The 17,894-nt window shown below is 64.1% G+C and carries 16 protein-coding genes; 7 read left to right on the top strand and 9 right to left on the bottom strand.

The genetic code is table 11. The features are described from left to right. Nucleotides 1-5 precede the first annotated feature (5 nt). Together CTATCC11996_RS20410 and CTATCC11996_RS20405 are read left to right on the top strand one after the other, a co-directional pair. The gene (locus CTATCC11996_RS20410; protein ID WP_003079885.1) at nt 6-959 is read left to right on the top strand and encodes a FecR domain-containing protein; all 954 of its coding nucleotides are present in this window, start codon (nt 6-8) and stop codon (nt 957-959) included. A 110-nt stretch (nt 960-1,069) separates the two neighbouring features. Further along, complete coding sequence (locus CTATCC11996_RS20405) at nt 1,070-3,511, top strand: TonB-dependent siderophore receptor (RefSeq protein ID WP_034349820.1); 2,442 nt, start codon at nt 1,070-1,072, stop codon at nt 3,509-3,511. A 96-nt stretch (nt 3,512-3,607) separates the two neighbouring features. On the opposite strand, the gene CTATCC11996_RS26480 is transcribed toward CTATCC11996_RS20405, so the two are convergent. Then, nucleotides 3,608-3,730: a hypothetical protein gene (locus tag CTATCC11996_RS26480; protein WP_255413066.1), complete on the bottom strand. Its 123-nt coding sequence runs from the start codon at nt 3,728-3,730 to the stop codon at nt 3,608-3,610. A gap of 66 nt (nt 3,731-3,796) precedes the next feature. Between CTATCC11996_RS26480 and CTATCC11996_RS20400 the strand changes: the two genes are divergently transcribed. From CTATCC11996_RS20400 to CTATCC11996_RS20390, 3 genes are read left to right on the top strand one after another with little or no spacing between them, the layout of a single operon-like run. Continuing rightward, nucleotides 3,797-4,087: a DUF3649 domain-containing protein gene (locus CTATCC11996_RS20400; RefSeq protein WP_003079868.1), complete on the top strand. Its 291-nt coding sequence runs from the start codon at nt 3,797-3,799 to the stop codon at nt 4,085-4,087. A gap of 2 nt (nt 4,088-4,089) precedes the next feature. Further along, a complete protein-coding gene (locus tag CTATCC11996_RS20395; RefSeq protein ID WP_003079862.1) occupies nt 4,090-5,769 on the top strand; it encodes a PepSY-associated TM helix domain-containing protein in 1,680 nt (559 codons plus the stop codon). Continuing rightward, entirely contained in the window at nt 5,766-6,107 is a 342-nt protein-coding gene (locus CTATCC11996_RS20390; RefSeq protein WP_003079859.1) for a DUF3325 domain-containing protein, read from the top strand. Before CTATCC11996_RS20395 ends, CTATCC11996_RS20390 begins: the two co-directional genes overlap by 4 nt. Before the next feature lie 204 nt (nt 6,108-6,311). Here CTATCC11996_RS20390 and CTATCC11996_RS20385 read toward each other — a convergent pair whose 3' ends face one another. The 6 genes from CTATCC11996_RS20385 to mfd all read right to left on the bottom strand — a co-directional run bounded on the left by CTATCC11996_RS20385 (nt 6,312) and on the right by mfd (nt 14,172). Beyond that, nucleotides 6,312-6,830 (bottom strand): hypothetical protein, encoded by a 519-nt coding sequence (locus CTATCC11996_RS20385; RefSeq protein WP_003079857.1) that lies wholly within the window; start codon nt 6,828-6,830, stop codon nt 6,312-6,314. A gap of 314 nt (nt 6,831-7,144) precedes the next feature. Continuing rightward, the gene (locus tag CTATCC11996_RS20380; RefSeq protein ID WP_003079855.1) at nt 7,145-7,702 is read right to left on the bottom strand and encodes an NADPH-dependent FMN reductase; all 558 of its coding nucleotides are present in this window, start codon (nt 7,700-7,702) and stop codon (nt 7,145-7,147) included. A gap of 143 nt (nt 7,703-7,845) precedes the next feature. Then, nucleotides 7,846-8,559 carry a phosphoserine phosphatase SerB gene (serB, locus tag CTATCC11996_RS20375; protein ID WP_003079852.1) on the bottom strand — a complete coding sequence of 238 codons (714 nt, stop codon included), beginning with the start codon at nt 8,557-8,559 and terminating at the stop codon, nt 7,846-7,848. 155 nt (nt 8,560-8,714) lie between these two features. Beyond that, entirely contained in the window at nt 8,715-9,737 is a 1,023-nt protein-coding gene (locus CTATCC11996_RS20370; protein WP_003079849.1) for a Bug family tripartite tricarboxylate transporter substrate binding protein, read from the bottom strand. 181 nt (nt 9,738-9,918) lie between these two features. Beyond that, complete coding sequence (locus tag CTATCC11996_RS20365; RefSeq protein ID WP_003079846.1) at nt 9,919-10,590, bottom strand: hypothetical protein; 672 nt, start codon at nt 10,588-10,590, stop codon at nt 9,919-9,921. Between the two features lie 90 nt (nt 10,591-10,680). Continuing rightward, on the bottom strand, nt 10,681-14,172 hold the full coding sequence (mfd, locus tag CTATCC11996_RS20360) for a transcription-repair coupling factor (protein WP_003079843.1): 3,492 nt from the start codon (nt 14,170-14,172) through the stop codon (nt 10,681-10,683). 274 nt (nt 14,173-14,446) lie between these two features. Between mfd and ispD the strand changes: the two genes are divergently transcribed. Continuing rightward, nucleotides 14,447-15,220 carry a 2-C-methyl-D-erythritol 4-phosphate cytidylyltransferase gene (ispD, locus tag CTATCC11996_RS20355; RefSeq protein ID WP_034349756.1) on the top strand — a complete coding sequence of 258 codons (774 nt, stop codon included), beginning with the start codon at nt 14,447-14,449 and terminating at the stop codon, nt 15,218-15,220. 122 nt (nt 15,221-15,342) lie between these two features. Next, nucleotides 15,343-15,825 carry a 2-C-methyl-D-erythritol 2,4-cyclodiphosphate synthase gene (ispF, locus tag CTATCC11996_RS20350; protein WP_003079838.1) on the top strand — a complete coding sequence of 161 codons (483 nt, stop codon included), beginning with the start codon at nt 15,343-15,345 and terminating at the stop codon, nt 15,823-15,825. A 34-nt stretch (nt 15,826-15,859) separates the two neighbouring features. Here the strand turns inward: ispF and CTATCC11996_RS20345 are convergent, their stop codons facing one another. Together CTATCC11996_RS20345 and CTATCC11996_RS20340 are read right to left on the bottom strand one after the other, a co-directional pair. Continuing rightward, nucleotides 15,860-16,255: a GFA family protein gene (locus tag CTATCC11996_RS20345; protein ID WP_034349751.1), complete on the bottom strand. Its 396-nt coding sequence runs from the start codon at nt 16,253-16,255 to the stop codon at nt 15,860-15,862. A gap of 60 nt (nt 16,256-16,315) precedes the next feature. After that, entirely contained in the window at nt 16,316-17,818 is a 1,503-nt protein-coding gene (locus tag CTATCC11996_RS20340; RefSeq protein ID WP_003079833.1) for a sensor histidine kinase, read from the bottom strand. Nucleotides 17,819-17,894 lie beyond the last annotated feature (76 nt).

The raw sequence follows: 17,894 nt of genomic DNA, 5'->3' as shown, positions 1-17,894 counted from the left end.
CTGCAATGGATGCACGTTTGCTGGACGAAGCTGCGGACTGGCTGGTCCGCCTGAACGATGAAGGCCTGACGGCTGCCGAAAGCGTCGCCTTCGAGCGCTGGCGCCAGGCCAGTCCCGCCCATGAAGGCGCCTGGATGCGGGCCGAGCGGCTGATGGACAAGCTGGGAGGGTTACCGCCGGCGCTGGCCATGCCGGCGCTGGGCCGATCGCAGCGTCGCAGCCGACGGGCCGCAGTGGCCAAGTTGGCTGTTTTGCTGGCCGCCGTGCCTGGTGGCTGGATGAGCTGGCGTGTGGCACAGCAGCAGGGATGGGCAGCCGATCTGCGTACTGTCACGGGCGAGCAGCGCCTCGTGACATTGGCCGATGGCAGCCGTTTGCTGCTGGATACAGGAACGGCTGTCGATATCCGGTTTGATGCTCATCAGCGCCTGATACATCTGCACCGGGGCTCGATCCTGCTGGAAACTGCCGCCGATCCCAGCGGCGTGGACCGGCCGTTGCTGGTTGAGACGGCCGTGGGGCGCCTGCGGGCACTGGGCACACGCTTTTCGGTACAGCAGAGCAGCGAAGGCAAATTCGTGGATCTGGCCGTAACCCAGGGTGCGGTCGAAGTCACATTACTCGGAGCCTCCCGGCCCGCGCTGGTGGTGCCCGCGGGCAACTGGGCTAGGTTGACTGCGCTGGGCGCAGGGGAGCTGCAGACGGCAGGGCCGCAGCAACTGGCCTGGGTGCACGGCATGCTGGTGGCGGATGCCATGCCCATGGCAGAAGTCTGTGCCCAGCTGTCGCGTTACCGGCCCGGCCTGCTGCACTGTGCCCCGGAGGCGGTGTCCATCAAAGTTTCGGGTGCGTACCCCTTAGCCGATACCGACCGGGCCTTGGCCATGCTGGTCGAAACCTATGCCGTGACGGTGCACCGGCGTTGGCAGGGTTATTGGGTCACGGTGGCGGCCCGCTGAGTTCACAAGCAAGGCATCTTCTAAAAAAATGCACGAAGGTGAGACTTTCTGGAAAGTTGTTTGGCAAGCAAGGTGAACCACTCATTTTTGCTTCCAAAGGACTGTCTTTCATGCCTGCTTCCATGGCCTCCCGTTCCCTATCGAATCCTGTATTCAGCCCCGTTGCGCGCGCCGCGCAGCTTGCCTTGCTGGGCTGGGCGCTGGCAGCGACCGCCGTACAGGCGGCCGAGCAGCCTGCAGCCGGGCAGGCTCAGGCCTACCGGATAGAAGCAGGACCGCTGGGCCGGGTGCTGTCCGAGGTGGCGGCTACGGCCGGCATGGCACTGTCGTTCGATCCTGCGCTCACACAAGGCCGGCAAAGCCCGGTGCTTTCCGGCAGCTTTACGCCGCGCGAGGCACTGCAGCGCTTGCTGGCTGGCAGCGGGCTGGAGCTGGTGTCGCGTCCTGGCGGCAGCTATACCCTGCAAAGGCAGGCAGTGGCGCCCGTCTCGAGTGAGGAGGGCAGCACCCTGTCGGAGGTGCGCGTCACGGCCCAGGCCGAGCGCAGCGGCACCACGGAAGGCACGGGCAGCTACACCCAGACGGGGCCCAGCCGCACGGCTACGGGCCTGGGCCTGACTCTGCGCGAGACGCCGCAGTCGGTGAGCGTGATGACACGCCAGCGGATGGACGACTTCAAGCTGGAGACACTGGCAGATGTGCTGGAGCAGACGCCGGGCATTGGCGTCTATCGCCAGAACAACGCGACGGACTTCCAGGCCCGCGGCTCGGAGGTGAACCTGCAGGTCGACGGCATGTCCCAGCTCAGCAATGGCTGGTACTTCGTCACCAGCACCATGTATGCGTTGGACGATATGGCGGAGATGGACCGTGTCGAGGTTCTCAAAGGCTCGTCGGGACTGGTTGTCGGCAAAGGCGGCTATGGCGCCACCGTCAATCTGATCCGCAAGCGTCCCACGCGTGAGTTCCAGGCCAGTGCGCGCGCCAATGCCGGCAGCTGGGATACCTACCGTGCGCAGGCCGATATAAGCGGCTCGCTCAACGAGGCGGGGACGCTGCGCGGCCGCGTGGTTGCGTCCATGACAGATGCGGGCAGCTTTCGCGACAACGAAAAGAGCAACAGCAAGATGCTGTTCGGCACGCTGGAGGCCGACCTCACGCCCGATACCCTGCTGAATCTGGGCATCACGCTGCGTCAGCGCGAGGCACGCGGCTTTGGCACGACCCGACCCATCCAGCGCTACACCGCAGCGGGTGCCGAAGTGGGGCTGATGCCGCGCTCGTTCAATAACGGTGCGCCCTGGTCGGGCTATGAACAGGAAAGCACCGAGCTGTTCGGCAGCGTGGAGCAGCGTCTGGCCCATGATTGGACGGCAACCCTGAAGTTCTTCCATCAGAGCGTGAAGATGGACGACATGACGCTGGGCTACCTCTGGAACAGCACAACCGCTGCCTATCTGCCGTGGCAGGACGTGGAAAACCGCAACTGGTCGGTCAATCTCGATGTCAAAGGCCCTTTCACCTTGCTGGGACGCACGCACGAGCTGTTGGCCGGCGTGGGTGTGTCGCGCTACCACAGCGGCTTGCTCTACGGCAGCTCCAAGAACGTACCTCTGGCCAATCTGGGCCTGAGCTATGCCCAGGGCGGTGGTGCGCTGGCGCAGCCCGATTTCCGCAACTGGAACTATGACCGCCATGTCTTCAACCAGCGTCAGCAGTATGCCTATACGGCAGGGCGCTTCCGCCTGGCAGATCCGCTGCAGCTGATAGCCGGCATGCGCGTGACGCAGTACCGCCAGCATGACGTGACGCCCACCTGGTGGAACTACGATATGCGCGAGACCGTCACCACGCCCTATGCCGGCCTGGTCTACGAAGTGCATCCCCAGGTCTCGCTGTACGGCAGCTACGCGACCATCTTCAAGCCGCAAAGCGCCCAGGATGAACAGGGGCGTACCCTCGATCCCGAGCAAGGCAAGACCTATGAGGTCGGGGCCAAGGGCGAGTTCTTCGACAAGCGGCTCAACGCCAGCATCGCTCACTTCTGGATGAAGACCGACAACTCGGCCGAGGAGACAGGCAGCTTCACGCCTGGCGGCGACATGGCCTACCGTGCCGTCAGCGGCGCCACGCGGCGCGGCTGGGAGCTGGAGCTGTCGGGCGAGCTGGCGCGCGGCTGGCAGGTGCAGGGCAGTCTGGTGCAGCAAAACAGCTCGCTGACCAGCTCCAGCCAATACCCCAAGTACCAGCTTAAGCTGGGCAGCACCTACCGCTTCGAAGGCGGCGCGCTGCGCGGTCTGACGCTGGGGGCTGCGACTCGCTGGCAAAGCAAGACCTCGACCAGCGACAGCCACAACACACTGGCCCAGCAGTCCTATGCCGTGCTGGATCTGATGGCCCGCTACCAGGTCGACAAGCATCTGTCGCTGAGCCTGAACGTGAACAATCTGCTGGACAAGAAATACTTTGCCGGCGTCAGCAGTCTGGGTGGCCTCTACTACACCTGGGGTGCACCGCGCAGCGTGAATGTGGGCATGCGCTACGACTTCTGAGGGCTGGCAGTACTCGGGTCCTCGAGTCCGCCAGCCACTTCTGCCTGAGTGCGGAGGCGCGCCAGGCGGGCTGTTGCTGGCCCGCCCTGCCCTAGTTCAGCCAAAGCCCTGTGCGGGCTGGCGGCGGCAAGCACGCGTCGCTGCGGCACTGCTGCTCGGGCCGGCCTGTGCCAGGGCGCGGCGCGGATGACCCTTTTCGGGTTTTCGTTTGTCATACATAGAGAAAGGGCCTTGCGGCTTGCTTCGCCCCGGGCTGTCCAGGGCCTCCATCTCTTTCCTTATGTCATGACTCCATTCTTTCTACGCTTTGTGGGCAGCAGCGTCCTGTCCCGGCTGCTGGCCGCCGTCCTGGGTGGCTATCTGCTGGCCAGCGCCCTGGCCGTATTCCTGGCGACGGTCCTGTCCGAGCCGCGTGCCGAGTCGGTGCTGGCGGGCATGCTGTGGAGTTTCGCTGTGTATGTTCTGGCCGTGATCTGGGCCTTCTCGCCGGTGTCGCCGGGCCGCGTCTGGCTGGGGCTGCTGCTGCCCAGCGTCGTGCTGGCGGGCGTCTCGGCCTGGCTGGCTGGAGGTGCTTGAGCATGGCCGAGCGTAAAAATGCGGGCGGAGCAGGCCAGGGCGGTTTTCGCCAGGCCCAGGCCTGGCTGCACACCTGGTGCGGCCTGTGGTTTTCCTGGTTGCTGTTCGCGGTCTTTTTCACGGGGACGCTGGCGGTCTTCGAGGAGCCCATCTCCCACTGGATGACACCCGAGCATCACGCCCAGGAGCAGGCGGCCGCCCGTGCTTCCGGCCAGCGTGGGGGTGATCTGGGCCAGCGCCTGGCCTGGGGCTTGGCCTATATGGAAAAACACCATCCGGGGGCCGAGATGTGGGAGCTATGGCCTTCGGATGCCGAGGGCGCCGGCGACCTGCGTGTCTACTGGTTCGATGAAAAGCACCAGTACGCCTCGGCCCAGCTGGATTCCGCCACCGGCCAGCCGCTGGTCAGAGACCCAGCTCGTGGCGTCGTGCGCGCCACCCAGGGCGGTCACCATTTCGTGGATTTCCACTATCGGCTGCATGCAGGGCAGGCAGGACTCTGGGTGGTCGGCATTGCGGGCATGGCCATGCTGGTGGCGCTGCTCAGCGGGGTCATCACGCACAGGCGCATCTTCAAGGATTTCTTCACCTTTCGTGCTCGCAAGGGGCAGCGCAGTTGGCTGGATGCCCACAATGCGGTGGCGGTGCTGACGCTGCCGTTTCAGGTCATGATTGCCTATACGGGGATTGCCATCTCCGCCTCGACCTTGATGCCGGCCGGCATTGCGGCCTATTTTGGTACCGGCAGTCAGGGGCTGCGCTCCTATGTGGTGGCGCTCAACGAGTCGGACAGGCCTGAGCGATCGGGCAAGGTCATGGCTGTTCCGGATCTGGAGCCGTTTGCCCGGCGCGGTCAGGAACTGATGGGACAGCCTGTGCGGGCCGTGGTCGTGGACAACCCCGGTGACGTGGCGGCGCGCATCGGTGTCTACGGCTGGAACAGCGACGAGGAAATGCAGCAGCGCCTGAACTCGTCGACCGGCATGGTGATGTTTTCGGCGGCGACAGCCGAGGTGCTGAGGCTGCGCCAGCCTGGCGAGGTGGACGGTGGTGACGCCTCCATGGCCAAGTCGTTGATAGGCAGTCTGCACCAGGTGGAGTTCGGCGGTCAGCCGCTCAAGTGGCTGTATTTCCTCTGCGGGCTGGCGGGCAGCGCCATGATGGCAACCGGGGCAATCCTGTTCATGGTCAAGCGTCGCAACAAGCATCTGGGCCGGCAGGCTGGCGAGTTCGGCAGCGCCACGGCGCGCGTGTACCGGCTCGTCGAAGGGCTCAATGTGGCGGCCATCGCGGGTCTGAGTCTGGGCTGCATCGGCTATCTGTGGGCCAACCGCCTGGTTCCCGTCGGGCTGTCCCATAGAGCGAACTGGGAGCTGGCGGTGTTCTTTGGGCTCTGGAGTCTGGCGCTGCTGCATGCCCTGGTGCGTGCGCCCGCCGCGGCATGGCAGGAGCAACTGGGCCTGCTGGCCCTGTTATGCCTGCTGCTGCCGCTGCTGAACTGGATCACGGTCGGTGACAGTCTGCCTGCGCAGATCGCTCGCGGCGATTGGGAGAGCGCAGGGGTGGAGCTGAGCGCCATGGCTATGGGATTGCTTGCAGCCTGGGCCTGGCGTTATCTGCGGCGCCGCAGCGCCCGTTCGGAAAGCCCGGTTTCAAAGGGCAAGATGGAGGTGGGAGCATGAATGTCTTGCAAGCATCGTGGCTGGCGTTTGCGCTGAGCTTTGCGGGCATGGCGGCGCTGGCGTTTGCCATGGAGCGCCACCACGAGCAGCTCACGGCTGCCATGGAGATCTCTGCGGCGCGAGCAGGGCTGCTGCGCGCAGTGGGAGCGGGGCTGCTGGCTGCGGCGGTCATGCCCTGCGTACAGGCCTGGGGCTGGTCCGTAGGCGTTGTGGCATGGTTGGGCTGGCTATCGGCGGGCGCATTGCTCGTCGTTGCCCTGATCAGCATCGCTGCCCGATGGGTCGCTGTGGCTGCCTGCATTCTGGCTGCGGCTGCAGCGATCATGGCCGCTGTCTAGCGCGCCTGAGATCGCGGCGGAGGCCGGCATCGGCGGCCACGGCCAGCTCATGGTGCATGGCTGTGGTCCTTCATCTTGCGTGTGCCGGGTGGCACAAAATCATGCAGAGCGTGACGAAAAAGGATGCAAAAAAGGGATGCAGGTGCATCCCTTTTTGACAGTGGCCGCAGGCCCGGTGTGCCTAGCGGCAACAAGGCCTGTTGATTACTTGACAGCTGCGCGTGCGGCTTCCGCCTTGGCCTTGGCTTCGTCCAGCTTCTTTTGCAGAGCGGCGGCTTCCGCTTCAGCCTTCTTGGCCTCTTCTTCCTTGGCCTTCTTGGCTTCGGCTTCCTTGTCGCCGCCACCCATGGCGCCGGCAATGGCATTGCCAGCCATGGTGCCGGCCACGGCGCCAACGGCAGCACCTGCCATGGTGCCCATCATGCCGGAGCCACGAGCGGCAGGAGCCGCTGCAGCTGCGGGAGCGGCCGCAGGAGCTGCTGCCGCGGCGGGGGCTGCTGGTGTGGCCGGTGCAGCAGCCTTGGGGGCGGCGGCAGGAGCCACGGGTGCGGGCTGAGCGGGCGCCTTGCTGCCGATGCTGGCAGGGCGAACGGACTTGCTGCTGCCCATGCGCTTGGCCTGAGCCAGGGAAGGCACGGTCAGCGATGCGATGGCGATAGCAATCACGGAGGCAGCAGCACGGTACGAAGTCTTCACGAATTGGTTTCCAGTCATGGTTGTCATAGATGGCCGTCTGCTTCTCAAGGATGCAGGCAACCAGCATGCCTTGCGACTCTTGTCGCATCAGACTTGCTTGCTATGGTATTTAAAGTCAATGGGTGGATTTTCAAGGTGCTGAACTGAAACTGTCCGTAAAAGGACAGGGCTCAGACCCTGGCGGCCGGATGTTGTGTGATGTATGAGGCCGCACGCTATTGTAGGAACAGTCTGCACGCGCAAAAGTTCCAGCAGTCTTCAATGCAGGGAAATAGTCATGAAGCGCCCCGCAGCGCCTGAAGCGTAAGCGGGGCATGCTATCGAATCAGAGGGAAATCGCTTTAGCGCTTCTGGTGCAACTGCACCCAGTCCAGAAAGCGTGTCATGTACTTGACGAGGAAGTCATGACTGCCCTGGCCGATCTTGCCGTCGGCGTCGAGCAGCGTGTCGGACCAGCGCACAAAGCCCTCGGGCTGGGGCAGGGTGGGCATGTCCAGCGACACCAGTACATTGCGCAGGTGCTGCTGGGCCATGGCGGTTGCGGCCGCGCCGGGCGAGCTGCCGATCACGGCGGCCGGCAGTCCTGCCCAGACGGATTGGCCATAGGGACGGCTCAGACCATCGAGCACGTTCTTGAGCGATGCGGGGATGGAGCGGTTGTATTCGGGCGTCACGAACAGAACGCCGTTGCTGGCGCGAATCAGGGGCTTGAGCTCGTCGAAGGGCTTGAAATCGGGGGTGTTGTCGAAGTCGCGGTTGTAGACCGGCAGGCGACTGATATCGATGAATTCGAACTCGGCCTTGTCCTGCATGAGTGCGGCCAGGCCCTGGGCGAGCTGGCGGTTGATGGACTGCTTGCTGAGGCTGCCCACGATGACGGCGATTCTGAGTTGGCTCATGCTCTGACCTTTCGACCGGGTTGAGGAAGATGCATGGCACTTTAGCAAAGCCGCAGAGAAATGCCGCGCCTCAGCGCACGCAAAAAAGCCGCAGTCCCCGGGAGCAGGGACTGCGGCTTGGTGCTGGGTGAATCTGTCTCAGACTAGCGGAGCACTTCCAGCAGGCGATCCAGGCCGCCTTCGTTGATGGCGACCTTGGCCTCGTTGCGCACGCGCGGCTTGGCGTGGAAGGCCACAGACAGACCGGCCGCCTGCATCATGGGAATGTCGTTGCTGCCGTCGCCGACGGCAATGCACTGGCTGGCATCGATGCCGATCAGCGAGGCCACTTCCAGCAGGGTACGGCGCTTTTCCGCACCGTCGCAGATATCGCCCCAGGCTTGCTCCACCAGGCCGCCGGTCAGTGCTCCGCCCTTGATCTCCAGCACATTGGCGCGCACAAAGTCGATATCCAGCAGGCCGCGCACATGCTCGGCAAAGTAGGTGAACCCGCCCGAGACCAGCAGCACCTTCAGGCCCGCGGCCTTGGCGGCCTTGACCAGGGTTTCAGCGCCCGGCGAGAGTTTCAGGCGTTCGGCCAGAACGCGGGCCATGTCGGCCTCGGTCACTCCGACCAGCTTGCCTACGCGCTGGCGCAGGCTGTCCTTGAAGTCGGTGATCTCGCCGCGCATGGTGGCTTCGGTAATCGCCGCCACTTCGGCCTTCTTGCCCGTGGCGTCGGCGATCTCGTCGATGCACTCGATGGTGATCAGCGTCGAGTCCATATCAAAGGCGATGAGCTTGTAGTCCGCCAGCTTCTGGGGAGCGGTAAAGCCGCGGATCATCAGGCCGGGAGCGAATTCGGTGGCGTCGGTCATTGCGAGTCGTGCGAATGAGGAGGTAGCAGAAAGGGGAATGGCGGAGATCGGGTCTGCGCCATTCCTCAAGATGGCCGCCATTATCCGCTGTTGTGGCGGGCTTCGGCTGGCCATTCACCCAGGAGTCTGCCCCCTGGTGCTGCACGAGACGGCATCTACTGCGGCTGAATGCCTGCGGCCTTGACCAGCTCGGCATGCAGCTTGATGTCCTGGGCCACGGTCTGCCTGAGCTGCTCTGGCGTCGATGGCGCGACTTCCATCCCGTTTTCACCCAGTTTGGTCTTGATCTCGCTGTCCAGTGCAACGCGCACGGCGCGGTTGAGCTTGTCGATCACGGGCTGAGGCGTCTTGGCCGGAGCGAACAGGCCGACCCAGGCCGAGAGGTTGAGGTCGGCAAAACCGCCTTCTGCCATGGTGGGCGTGTTGGGCAGCATGGCCGCGCGCCTGGGCGCCATCAGCGCCAGGGCATGCAGCTTGCCGGCCTGGATATGGGGCAGGGCTTCGGGCAGCACGGCAAACAGCATGTCCACATTGCCTGCCAGCGTATCGTTGACGGCTGGCGCACCGCCTTTGTAGGGCACGTGCAGCATCTTGGCCTGGGTGTGCGTCTCGAACATCAGCGCGGCCAGGTGCTGGGGGCTACCGTCGCCGGAGGAGGCAAAGGTCAGCTTGCCCGGTGCGGCCTTGGCTGCCGCCACCACGGCAGCCACGCTGGGGAATTTCTGCCTGTCCTTGACCACCAGCACCATAGGTTGGTTCACCAGCTTGCTGATGGGCGCGAAGTCGGTCTCGGGGTCATAGGGCAGGGATTTGAAAATGCTCTTGTTGGTGGTCAGGAATGAGGCTGGCGAGACCATCAGCGTGTAGCCGTCCGGGGCAGAACGTGCCACGGCCGGTGTGCCGATCTGGCCAGAGGCACCGGCGCGGTTGTCCACCACAAAAGGCTGCTTGAGTTCACTGGCCAGCTTTTGACCCACGACTCGGGCAATCATGTCGGCGCTGCCTCCTGCGGGCAGGGCGACGATGACCTTGACCGCGCGCTCGGGATAGGCGTTCTGTGCCTGGGCCGTGGCGGCAAAGCCTGCCACCAGCGCGCAGGCCAGCGCGGGGCGGGCCATGGCATGAACGACATGGCGAATTTTGCTATGAGCGATATTGCGAACGGGTTGGAGCAGCATGCGATCCCTCTCTTTCTCAAGATATGCACCAGCTTGGTGATTGCCGCGGTGCGATAGCCCGATGATGAGCAAGCCTTGTGCCAAGTGCCTTGGCGTTTTGCCGGATGGGAAAGATGCGGTTTGCGCAGTGGACGGGAAAGTGGCAGAGCTGAAGTGGTAGAGCTGATGCGCCTCGATGGCCTCAGCTTTCAGGATTGCCAGGCGGCTGCAGATATATGGCATCGGACCAGGTGGCCACCCAGTGCGGGCGAAATACCACGAATACCGCTGTCAGCATGCCGGTGGTCACGCCATCGCTCCAGGCCATGAGCCAGCGCGCCATGTGCGAGAGCTCGTCGTTGACATTGGGCAGCACATGCCCGGCCCATTGGCCGAGCAAGGACGCAATGAACACGCACACAACCGTGCCCAGGAAGCCGCGCAAGAAAATAAAGACAAAGATGTTGTGCCAGCACCAGCGGCGCACTGCTGCCCCCCAGAGCATGGCCAGTGTGGCCGGCACCAGCCCCTGCCAGACCGCCAGGCCCAGAGCGTCCAGCAGTCCGAGAGCGGGAGCCAGCGCAAAGGCAATAGCGCTTGTCGCAATCAGTACGGGCACCGCAAGCGGCCAGCCGATCAGAAGCAGCACCAGCGATGCACCAGACCAGTGCAGTTGCAAAGGCATTTTGTGCAGCTCAGGCAGCGCCCAGATCCAGGGCAGCAACACCAGAATGGCCAGCAGCGGTGTGATCAGCGGCGACAGCACCGGGTCATGCATGCCGCCGGGGCCGGCCCGGCTGCCCAGCATGCGCCAGGGACGGCAGAGCAAGGCCAGAAACAAGGCCAGCAGGGCAATGGCGGCTTCAAGAAACATGGCGGCTCGGAAAATCAGGTTCCGCCGCCATCTTGCGCCGTCTGCATCGGACGGGGCTCAATAGCCCTGCTGGCTTTGTCAGCAGCCTTGTCAGGCATGAACAGCTGTTTCGCTCTTGAGCGGCTGGCCCAAGCTGCGCAGCACATCACGCACCATCTGGGCACGGTCCTTGGGGTTCTCCAGCTCTTTTTCGATACGCAGCTTCTCGTTGCCCGCCAGCTTGATGTGCTTGTTCTTCTGGATCAGGTGGATGATGTTCATGGGATCGATCGGCGGCTGGGGCTTGAAGCTGATGTTGATCACGCCGGGGGCAGCATCGACCTTGACCACGCCATAGGGCTGGCTCAGCACGCGCAGGCGGTGCACGTCAATCAGGGTCTGCGCCTGGGGCGGCAGCTTGCCGAAACGATCCACGATTTCCTCGAGCAGGGTATCGATCTGATCGGCCGTCTTGGCCGTGGCCAGCTTCTTGTAGAACGACAGGCGCAGATGCACGTCACCGCAGTAGTCGTTGGGCAACAGGGCCGGGGCGTGCAGATTGATATCGGTGGAGGCCGACAACGGCGAGAGCAGATCGGGTTCCTTGCCGGCCTTGAGGCTGCGAACGGCCTCGGACAGCATCTCGTTATAGAGCTGAAAGCCCACTTCCATCATATTGCCGCTCTGGTTTTCACCCAGCACCTCGCCGGCGCCACGGATTTCCAGGTCATGCATGGCCAGATAGAAGCCCGAGCCCAGCTCCTCCATCTGCTGGATGGCCTCCAGCCGCTGCTGGGCCTGCTTGGTCAGGCCGTCTAGGTCCGGCACCATCAGATAGGCATAGGCCTGATGATGGCTGCGTCCCACGCGGCCGCGCAACTGGTGCAGCTGTGCCAGACCGAACTTGTCGGCGCGGCTGATGAGAATGGTGTTGGCCGATGGCACGTCGATGCCGGTCTCGATGATGGTCGAGCACAGCAATATGTTGTAGCGCTGGGTCACGAAATCGCGCATCACACGTTCCAGCTCGCGCTCGGGCATCTGGCCGTGGGCCACGGCGATGCGGGCCTCGGGCAGGATTTCCTCCAGCTTCTGCTTGCGGTTCTCTATGGTCTCGACCTCGTTGTGCAGGAAGTAGATCTGTCCGCCGCGTTTGAGCTCGCGCAGCACGGCTTCGCGAATCACGCCCGTGCCCTCGTTGCGCACAAAGGTCTTGATGGCCAGACGCCGCTGCGGCGCCGTGGCAATCACCGACAGATCGCGCAGCCCCTCCAGCGCCATGCCCATGGTGCGCGGAATCGGGGTGGCCGTCAGTGTCAGCACATCGACCTCGGCACGCATGGCCTTCATGGCCTCCTTGTGACGCACGCCAAAGCGGTGTTCCTCGTCGATGATGAGCAGGCCCAGGTTCTTGAACTGCGTGGATTCGGACAGCAGCTTGTGCGTGCCGACCACGATATCGACCGTGCCGTCCGAGATGCCCTTGATGGCGGCCGTGATCTCCTTGCCCGAGCGAAAGCGCGACACCTCGGCCACCTTGATCGGCCATTTGGAGAAGCGATCCACCAGGGTCTGGTAGTGCTGCTCGGCCAGCAGCGTGGTGGGGGCCAGGAAGGCGACCTGCTTGCCGCCCATGGCCGCCACAAAGGCCGCGCGCAGCGCGACCTCGGTCTTGCCGAAGCCCACATCGCCACAGACCAGGCGATCCATGGGCTGGGGGCTGATCATGTCCTGCACCACGGCGTGAATGGCGGCGCGCTGGTCGGCCGTTTCCTCGAAGCCGAAGTCGGCCACAAACTGCTCATAGTCGGCCGTGGGGAAGCGGAAGGCATGGCCCTGGCGCGCGGCGCGGCGGGCGTAGATATTGAGCAGCTCGGCGGCCGAGTCGCGCACCTGTTCGGCGGCCTTGCGCTTGGCTTTTTCCCATTGCGTGCCGCCCAGCTTGTGCAGCGGCGCATCGTCGGGCGAGACGCCGGTGTAGCGGCTGATCAGGTGCAACTGGCTGACGGGCACATAGAGCACGGCGTCGGCCGCATATTCCAGGTGCAGAAATTCCTGCAGCGCGGGCGTGCCGTCAGGGTTCTTCTGGCCCATGTCCATATTGATCAGCCCGCGATAGCGGCCTATGCCATGGTCGGCATGGACGATGGGGTCTCCCACCTTGAGCTCGGACAGGTCCTTGATCAGGGCCTCCACGTCGCTGACCTGCTCCTGGCGGCGGCGACGGCGGCCCGTGGGACTGCTGGCAAACAGCTCGGTTTCGGTGACGAAGTCCAGGCCTTCCTCGATCCAGGCAAAGCCCGTCATCAGGCTGGAGGTGGCAATGCCGACCTTTTCCGTGGCATCGGCCTGGAACTCTGCCAGAGAGTCGAACACGGGCGGGTTGACGCCCGAGGCGCGGAAAAAGTCCAGCAGGCTCTCGCGCCTGCCATCGGACTCGGCCAGAAGCAAGACCCGGCTTGCGCTGGCTGTTATATGTTTTTGCAGCTTGGCCAGCGGATCATCGGCACCGCGCAGCACGGAAAGGTCTTCGAGCTTCTGGAAGATGGCGCTGTCGGCCACATCTTCGGTGCCCGGGCGCAAGGCCAACTGGGCATGCTCCTTGCTGCGGGTATAGAACTGGTCGGCGCTGAGAAACAGGGTCTCGGGCGGCAGCGCCGGGTGGTCGGGGTCGCCTTGCACCAGGCGGTAGCGGTCCTTGGTGTCCTGCCAGAAGCGCTGGAAGGCAGGCTCCAGATCGCCGTGCAGCACCACGGTGACCTCGTCACCCAGATAGTCAAAGACGGTGGCCGTCTCGTCAAAGAACAGCGGCAGGTAGTACTCGATGCCGGCCGTGGCAATGCCCACACCCATATCCTTGTAGATGCGGCTGCGCGTGGGGTCTCCTTCGAGCAGCTCGCGCCAGCGGCTGCGGAACTTGGCGCGCGCCTCCTCGTCCATCGGGAACTCGCGGCCGGGCAGCAGGCGCACCTCGGGCACGGGGTAGAGGCTGCGCTGGGTGTCGGGGTCGAAGGTGCGGATGGAGTCGATCTCGTCGTCGAACAGGTCCACGCGGTAGGGCTGGAGCGAGCCCATGGGGAACAGATCGATCAGGCCGCCGCGTACCGCGTATTCGCCATGGCTGACCACCTGGGACACATGCTGGTAGCCCGCCAGCGTGAGCTGGGCCTTGAGCTTGGCCTCATCCAGTTTCTGGCCCTGCTTGAATTCAAAGGTATAGCCGGCCAGAAACGAGGGCGGGGCCAGGCGATAGAGGGCCGTGGTAGCGGGCACGATGACCACATCGGCGCCATGCTGCTTGTCGCGCTGGTTGATGCGCCACAGCGTGGCCAGGCGTTCGCTGATCAGATCCTGGTGCGGCGAGAAGCTGTCGTAGGGCAGGGTTTCCCAGTCGGGGAACAATGCGCAGCGCAGCTCGGGGGCGAAGAAGGCCATCTCCTCCATGAGACGGTGGGCATCGGCGGCATCGGCCGTGACAATGGCCGTGACCCGGCCGGCTTGCTTTTCACGCTCGCCCAGCCTGGCCAGCAGCAGTGCGTCGGCGCTGCCAACAGGGCGGGGCAGGTGAAAGCGTTTACCGGGGGTGAGCTTGGGCAGTTGCATGGTTTTTCACAGACGAGCGCAGGCAGCGGCACATAGGTGCGGGCTGGATGCAAAAAAGGGGACAGATTGAATGCGGGCGAGTCCGGCCATCAAAGGCAGGGCTCACAGCCCAATCAGCGCGGAGCTGATGGTTGGCGGCGCATTCACTCAAAATGGGGACACCTCAAGGCGATGCAAGTCGAAAGCAGGTCTTCGATGGATCTCAGGGGCTTTCGGACGAAATGCTGATTTTAAAATACTGTGCATGACAGATCGGTTTTTCTCGCCTGAGTCCATGACAGACAACAAGGCAAATGCGGCGGCGGCGTCGTCGTCGTCGTCGGTATCTGCGCCCCGCTGCTGGGGGCTGATTCCCTGCGCGGGCGTCGGTCTGCGCGCCATTGCTGCAGATTCCCCTGCCCCCGAGCTGCCCAAGCAATACCAGAGCGTTGCGGGCCAGCCCATGGTCATGCACACGCTGGCCGCCATGTTGGCGGTGCAGCGCATGCACCGGGTGCTGCTGGTGGTCTCTGCTGCCGATGGTTTCTGGCAGGGGCGCGCCACGGACGATCGGCTCGGCATTGCTGCCTGTGGCGGAGCCACCCGTGCCGAGACCGTGAGCAACGGCCTGCAGGAGTTGCTGCGCATGGGGGCCAGCGGCGAGGACTGGGTGCTGGTGCATGACGCGGCGCGCTGTCTGGTTGCATCGGCGCAGGTCAATGCCTTGATTGATGCCTGCCTGCCGGATGCGGTGGGTGGGCTGCTGGCGCTGAAGCTGCCCGACACGCTCAAGCAGCAGGCCGCCGGCGCAGGCCCGGCGCGTGTGGCGCAGACGGTGGAGCGCAGCGACAAATGGCTGGCGCAGACGCCGCAGATGTTCCGTATTGCAGCCTTGCTGGCTGCGCTGCAGGCGGCGGGTGCTGCGGTGACCGACGAAGCCAGCGCCATGGAGCTGGCCGGTCACTCACCCAGACTGGTGCCGGGTGGTGCGCAGAATTTCAAGGTGACCTATCCCGACGACTTCGCGCTGGCCGAGGCTGTGCTGCTGCAGCGCAAGGCGCGTGGGTAGACGGATTCGCCATCGACTGAGCTTGGCGACGGGCAAGGCCGTGTCCGAGCCGGATTGGCACAGATAGTATTTAATTTGATAGCTGCTTGCGCTTTCTGAGCAAGGGTTTGACAAGGATTTTTATGAATTTTCGTATTGGTGAAGGCTGGGATGTCCATGCCCTGGTCCCTGGGCGCAAGCTGATTCTGGGTGGTGTCGAAGTGCCTCATACCCTGGGGCTGCTCGGCCATTCTGATGCCGACGTGCTGCTGCACGCGATCACCGATGCGCTGTTCGGCGCTGCGGCGCTGGGCGATATCGGCCGCCATTTCTCGGATACCGACCCGCAGTTCAAGGGGGCTGACTCCGCCGTGCTGCTGGCCGAAGCTGCCAGGCGCGTGCGCGCCAAGGGCTTCGAGATCGGCAATATCGACAGCACCATCGTGGCCCAGGCGCCCAAGCTGGCACCCCATATCGAGAAGATGCGCGAGCGCATTGCCCAGGTGCTGGAGCTGGATGTGGAGCAGGTCAACGTCAAGGCCAAGACGGCCGAGAAGCTGGGGCCTGTGGGTCAGCAGCAGGCCATGGAGGCCCGTGCCGTGGCCTTGCTGGTGCGGACTGCCTAGCCTCGTTCGGCGCAATGGCCGCTGCGAAAGCCGGTCATGAATCGCTGTAGAGGGCTTGCACTTCGGCCCCGGTCAGGGTCGGGGTGTCATTGGCCAACGCGTAATAGTCGGGCTTCTCGTCGATATAGATCTGCTGCGCCAGTGTCAGTCCCTGGGCGTCCTGAAACAGCCCGGCAGACAGAAAATGCTCGTTGTTTGCCAGCAGGCGGTAGAAGAGGTGGGTGCCGCAGCTGCTGCAGAAGGCACGCTCGGCCCATGGCGAGGAGGCATAGCGCGTGACGGGGCCGCTGGTCTGCACCGCCGTGCCGCCATGCAGGGTGAAGGCAGGGCCTTCTCCCCAGCGCCGGCACATGCGGCAGTGGCAGACATGAACTTCGTGGGTATCGGGTGCGGTGACGAGAACTGCTTTGCACAGGCATCGGGCTTGCATGGTGAACTCTCCGGCAGATGGTTGAAAGGCGATGCCGATTGTGCAATGGGGTGGGCAGATTCAGTCTTCCACGACCTCATCGTCTTTCTTGTCGCGCGGCAGATTGCGCTTGACCTGGGGGCGCTGCAGGCGCTGCTCGGGCGCCGCACCGGCTGTCACACCCATGGCGCGCTGCAGCTGCAGATGGGCGACCAGGCCGCCCGTCGATGAGTTGGACAGGGCAAACATGCCGCCCATGCGCTGCACCGTCTTGTCCACGATGGACAGACCCAGGCCTGCGCCCGCAGCTGCCGTGCGCGCCGTGTCGCCGCGGAAGAAGGGCTGGGTCAGGTTGGCCAGTTGCTCGGCAGGCACTCCCTTGCCATGGTCGCGGATGCGGATGACCACCCATTTCTCGCTTTCCTTGGCAACCACGTCCACCTCGGTGGTGTCGGTGGACGGGGTCTTGCCGTAGCGGCGTGCGTTCTCGAAGAGGTTGGAGATCACGCGTGCCAGCTCCACCTCATCGGCCATGACGTAGAGATCTTCGGGCACGTTCATGGTGATTTGCAGCTCACGGTGGTCCTGCACTGCATAGACGCAGGAGGCAACCACGGCGTGCAGATCCACGGGGCTGAGCATGACACGATGATCGGGGCGGGCGTAATCCAGAAATTTGTCGATGGTGGCGTCCAGTTGAACGATGTCGGCCACCATGTGCTCGCGCGCCACATCGTCATAGACGCTCATCTCGGTTTCCAGGCGCAGCCGCGCCAGCGGCGTACGCAGGTCGTGGGAGATACCGGCCAGCATCACGGCGCGATCCTGCTCCAGCTTGGCCAGCTTCTGCGCCATGCGGTTGAAGCCGATATTGACTTCGCGGATTTCGCTGGTCACGGCCTCCTCGTCGAGCTGGCTGGCGTCGAAGTCGCCCTCCCGCACGCGATTGGCCGCGTAAGACAGTTGCTTGAGCGGCCGGTTGATCAGGCGGGCGATGGCGGCTGCGCCGATGAGCGACAGCAGGGCGGCCGTGCTCAGCCAGATCAGCCAGGTCTGGCCGCTGGCGGGAGTGAAGCGCGACTGGTCCATCAGCATCCAGTTGCGGTCGCCATTGATGGTGAAGCCCACCCACAGGCCGGGCTCCCCGTTGACGCTGCGCGCCACCACGGTGCCGTAGCCCAGGCGGGTGGTCAGCTCCTCGGTCAGCTTCTGGCCCAGGGCGTTTTGCTCCAGCAGCTCGAAGGAGTCGCCGGGCTCGCGGGGCAGAATGCGCACGCCTTCCTGGTCGGCCATGGTCTTGATCAGGGAGACGCGGTTGATCGCATCCGAATGCTCAAGTGCGGCGCGGCTCAGGTTGACCAAAGAGGCCACTTGCTTGGCTGTTTGCAGCGTGCGCGGCTCGAAATCCAGTGCCCGCAGTGTCTGCAGCCAGGCCAGAATGCTGCCCACCAGCAGCAGGGCCAGCAGGCAGAAGGTTCGCCAGAACAGGTTCAGCCCCACAGGCGAGCGAGCAGTGCTGCGCCGCTCGTACTCCAGAGGTACGGGGCTGGTGGCGTCGGGCGGCGGATGGTGAAAGGCGCTCATGAACAGCAATGCGGAAATAACTGGACCCGAGGGTACGCCCAATATGGGCGACACGGGTTACGGTTTGTCCAAAAAG

The sequence above is a fragment of the Comamonas testosteroni ATCC 11996 genome (assembly GCF_000241525.1).
GTDB classification, from domain to species: domain Bacteria; phylum Pseudomonadota; class Gammaproteobacteria; order Burkholderiales; family Burkholderiaceae_C; genus Comamonas; species Comamonas testosteroni.
The sequence above is the reverse complement of the archived record's forward strand: the minus strand, read 5'-3'. Positions and strand labels throughout refer to the sequence as shown.

What these genes read in the sequence shown, in the direction of transcription:
- mfd (WP_003079843.1), bottom strand. Translation starts at nt 14,172, where the DNA reads ATGCAACTGCCCAAGCTCACCCCCGGTAAACGCTTTCACCTGCCCCGC.
- CTATCC11996_RS20400 (WP_003079868.1), top strand. Translation starts at nt 3,797, where the DNA reads ATGACTCCATTCTTTCTACGCTTTGTGGGCAGCAGCGTCCTGTCCCGG.
- CTATCC11996_RS20380 (WP_003079855.1), bottom strand. Translation starts at nt 7,702, where the DNA reads ATGAGCCAACTCAGAATCGCCGTCATCGTGGGCAGCCTCAGCAAGCAG.
- CTATCC11996_RS20365 (WP_003079846.1), bottom strand. Translation starts at nt 10,590, where the DNA reads ATGTTTCTTGAAGCCGCCATTGCCCTGCTGGCCTTGTTTCTGGCCTTG.
- CTATCC11996_RS20345 (WP_034349751.1), bottom strand. Translation starts at nt 16,255, where the DNA reads ATGCAAGCCCGATGCCTGTGCAAAGCAGTTCTCGTCACCGCACCCGAT.
- CTATCC11996_RS20405 (WP_034349820.1), top strand. Translation starts at nt 1,070, where the DNA reads ATGCCTGCTTCCATGGCCTCCCGTTCCCTATCGAATCCTGTATTCAGC.
- CTATCC11996_RS20370 (WP_003079849.1), bottom strand. Translation starts at nt 9,737, where the DNA reads ATGCTGCTCCAACCCGTTCGCAATATCGCTCATAGCAAAATTCGCCAT.
- CTATCC11996_RS20390 (WP_003079859.1), top strand. Translation starts at nt 5,766, where the DNA reads ATGAATGTCTTGCAAGCATCGTGGCTGGCGTTTGCGCTGAGCTTTGCG.
- ispF (WP_003079838.1), top strand. Translation starts at nt 15,343, where the DNA reads ATGAATTTTCGTATTGGTGAAGGCTGGGATGTCCATGCCCTGGTCCCT.
- CTATCC11996_RS20395 (WP_003079862.1), top strand. Translation starts at nt 4,090, where the DNA reads ATGGCCGAGCGTAAAAATGCGGGCGGAGCAGGCCAGGGCGGTTTTCGC.
- CTATCC11996_RS26480 (WP_255413066.1), bottom strand. Translation starts at nt 3,730, where the DNA reads ATGTATGACAAACGAAAACCCGAAAAGGGTCATCCGCGCCGCGCCCTG.
- serB (WP_003079852.1), bottom strand. Translation starts at nt 8,559, where the DNA reads ATGACCGACGCCACCGAATTCGCTCCCGGCCTGATGATCCGCGGCTTT.
- CTATCC11996_RS20385 (WP_003079857.1), bottom strand. Translation starts at nt 6,830, where the DNA reads ATGACAACCATGACTGGAAACCAATTCGTGAAGACTTCGTACCGTGCT.
- CTATCC11996_RS20410 (WP_003079885.1), top strand. Translation starts at nt 6, where the DNA reads ATGGATGCACGTTTGCTGGACGAAGCTGCGGACTGGCTGGTCCGCCTG.
- CTATCC11996_RS20340 (WP_003079833.1), bottom strand. Translation starts at nt 17,818, where the DNA reads ATGAGCGCCTTTCACCATCCGCCGCCCGACGCCACCAGCCCCGTACCT.
- ispD (WP_034349756.1), top strand. Translation starts at nt 14,447, where the DNA reads ATGACAGACAACAAGGCAAATGCGGCGGCGGCGTCGTCGTCGTCGTCG.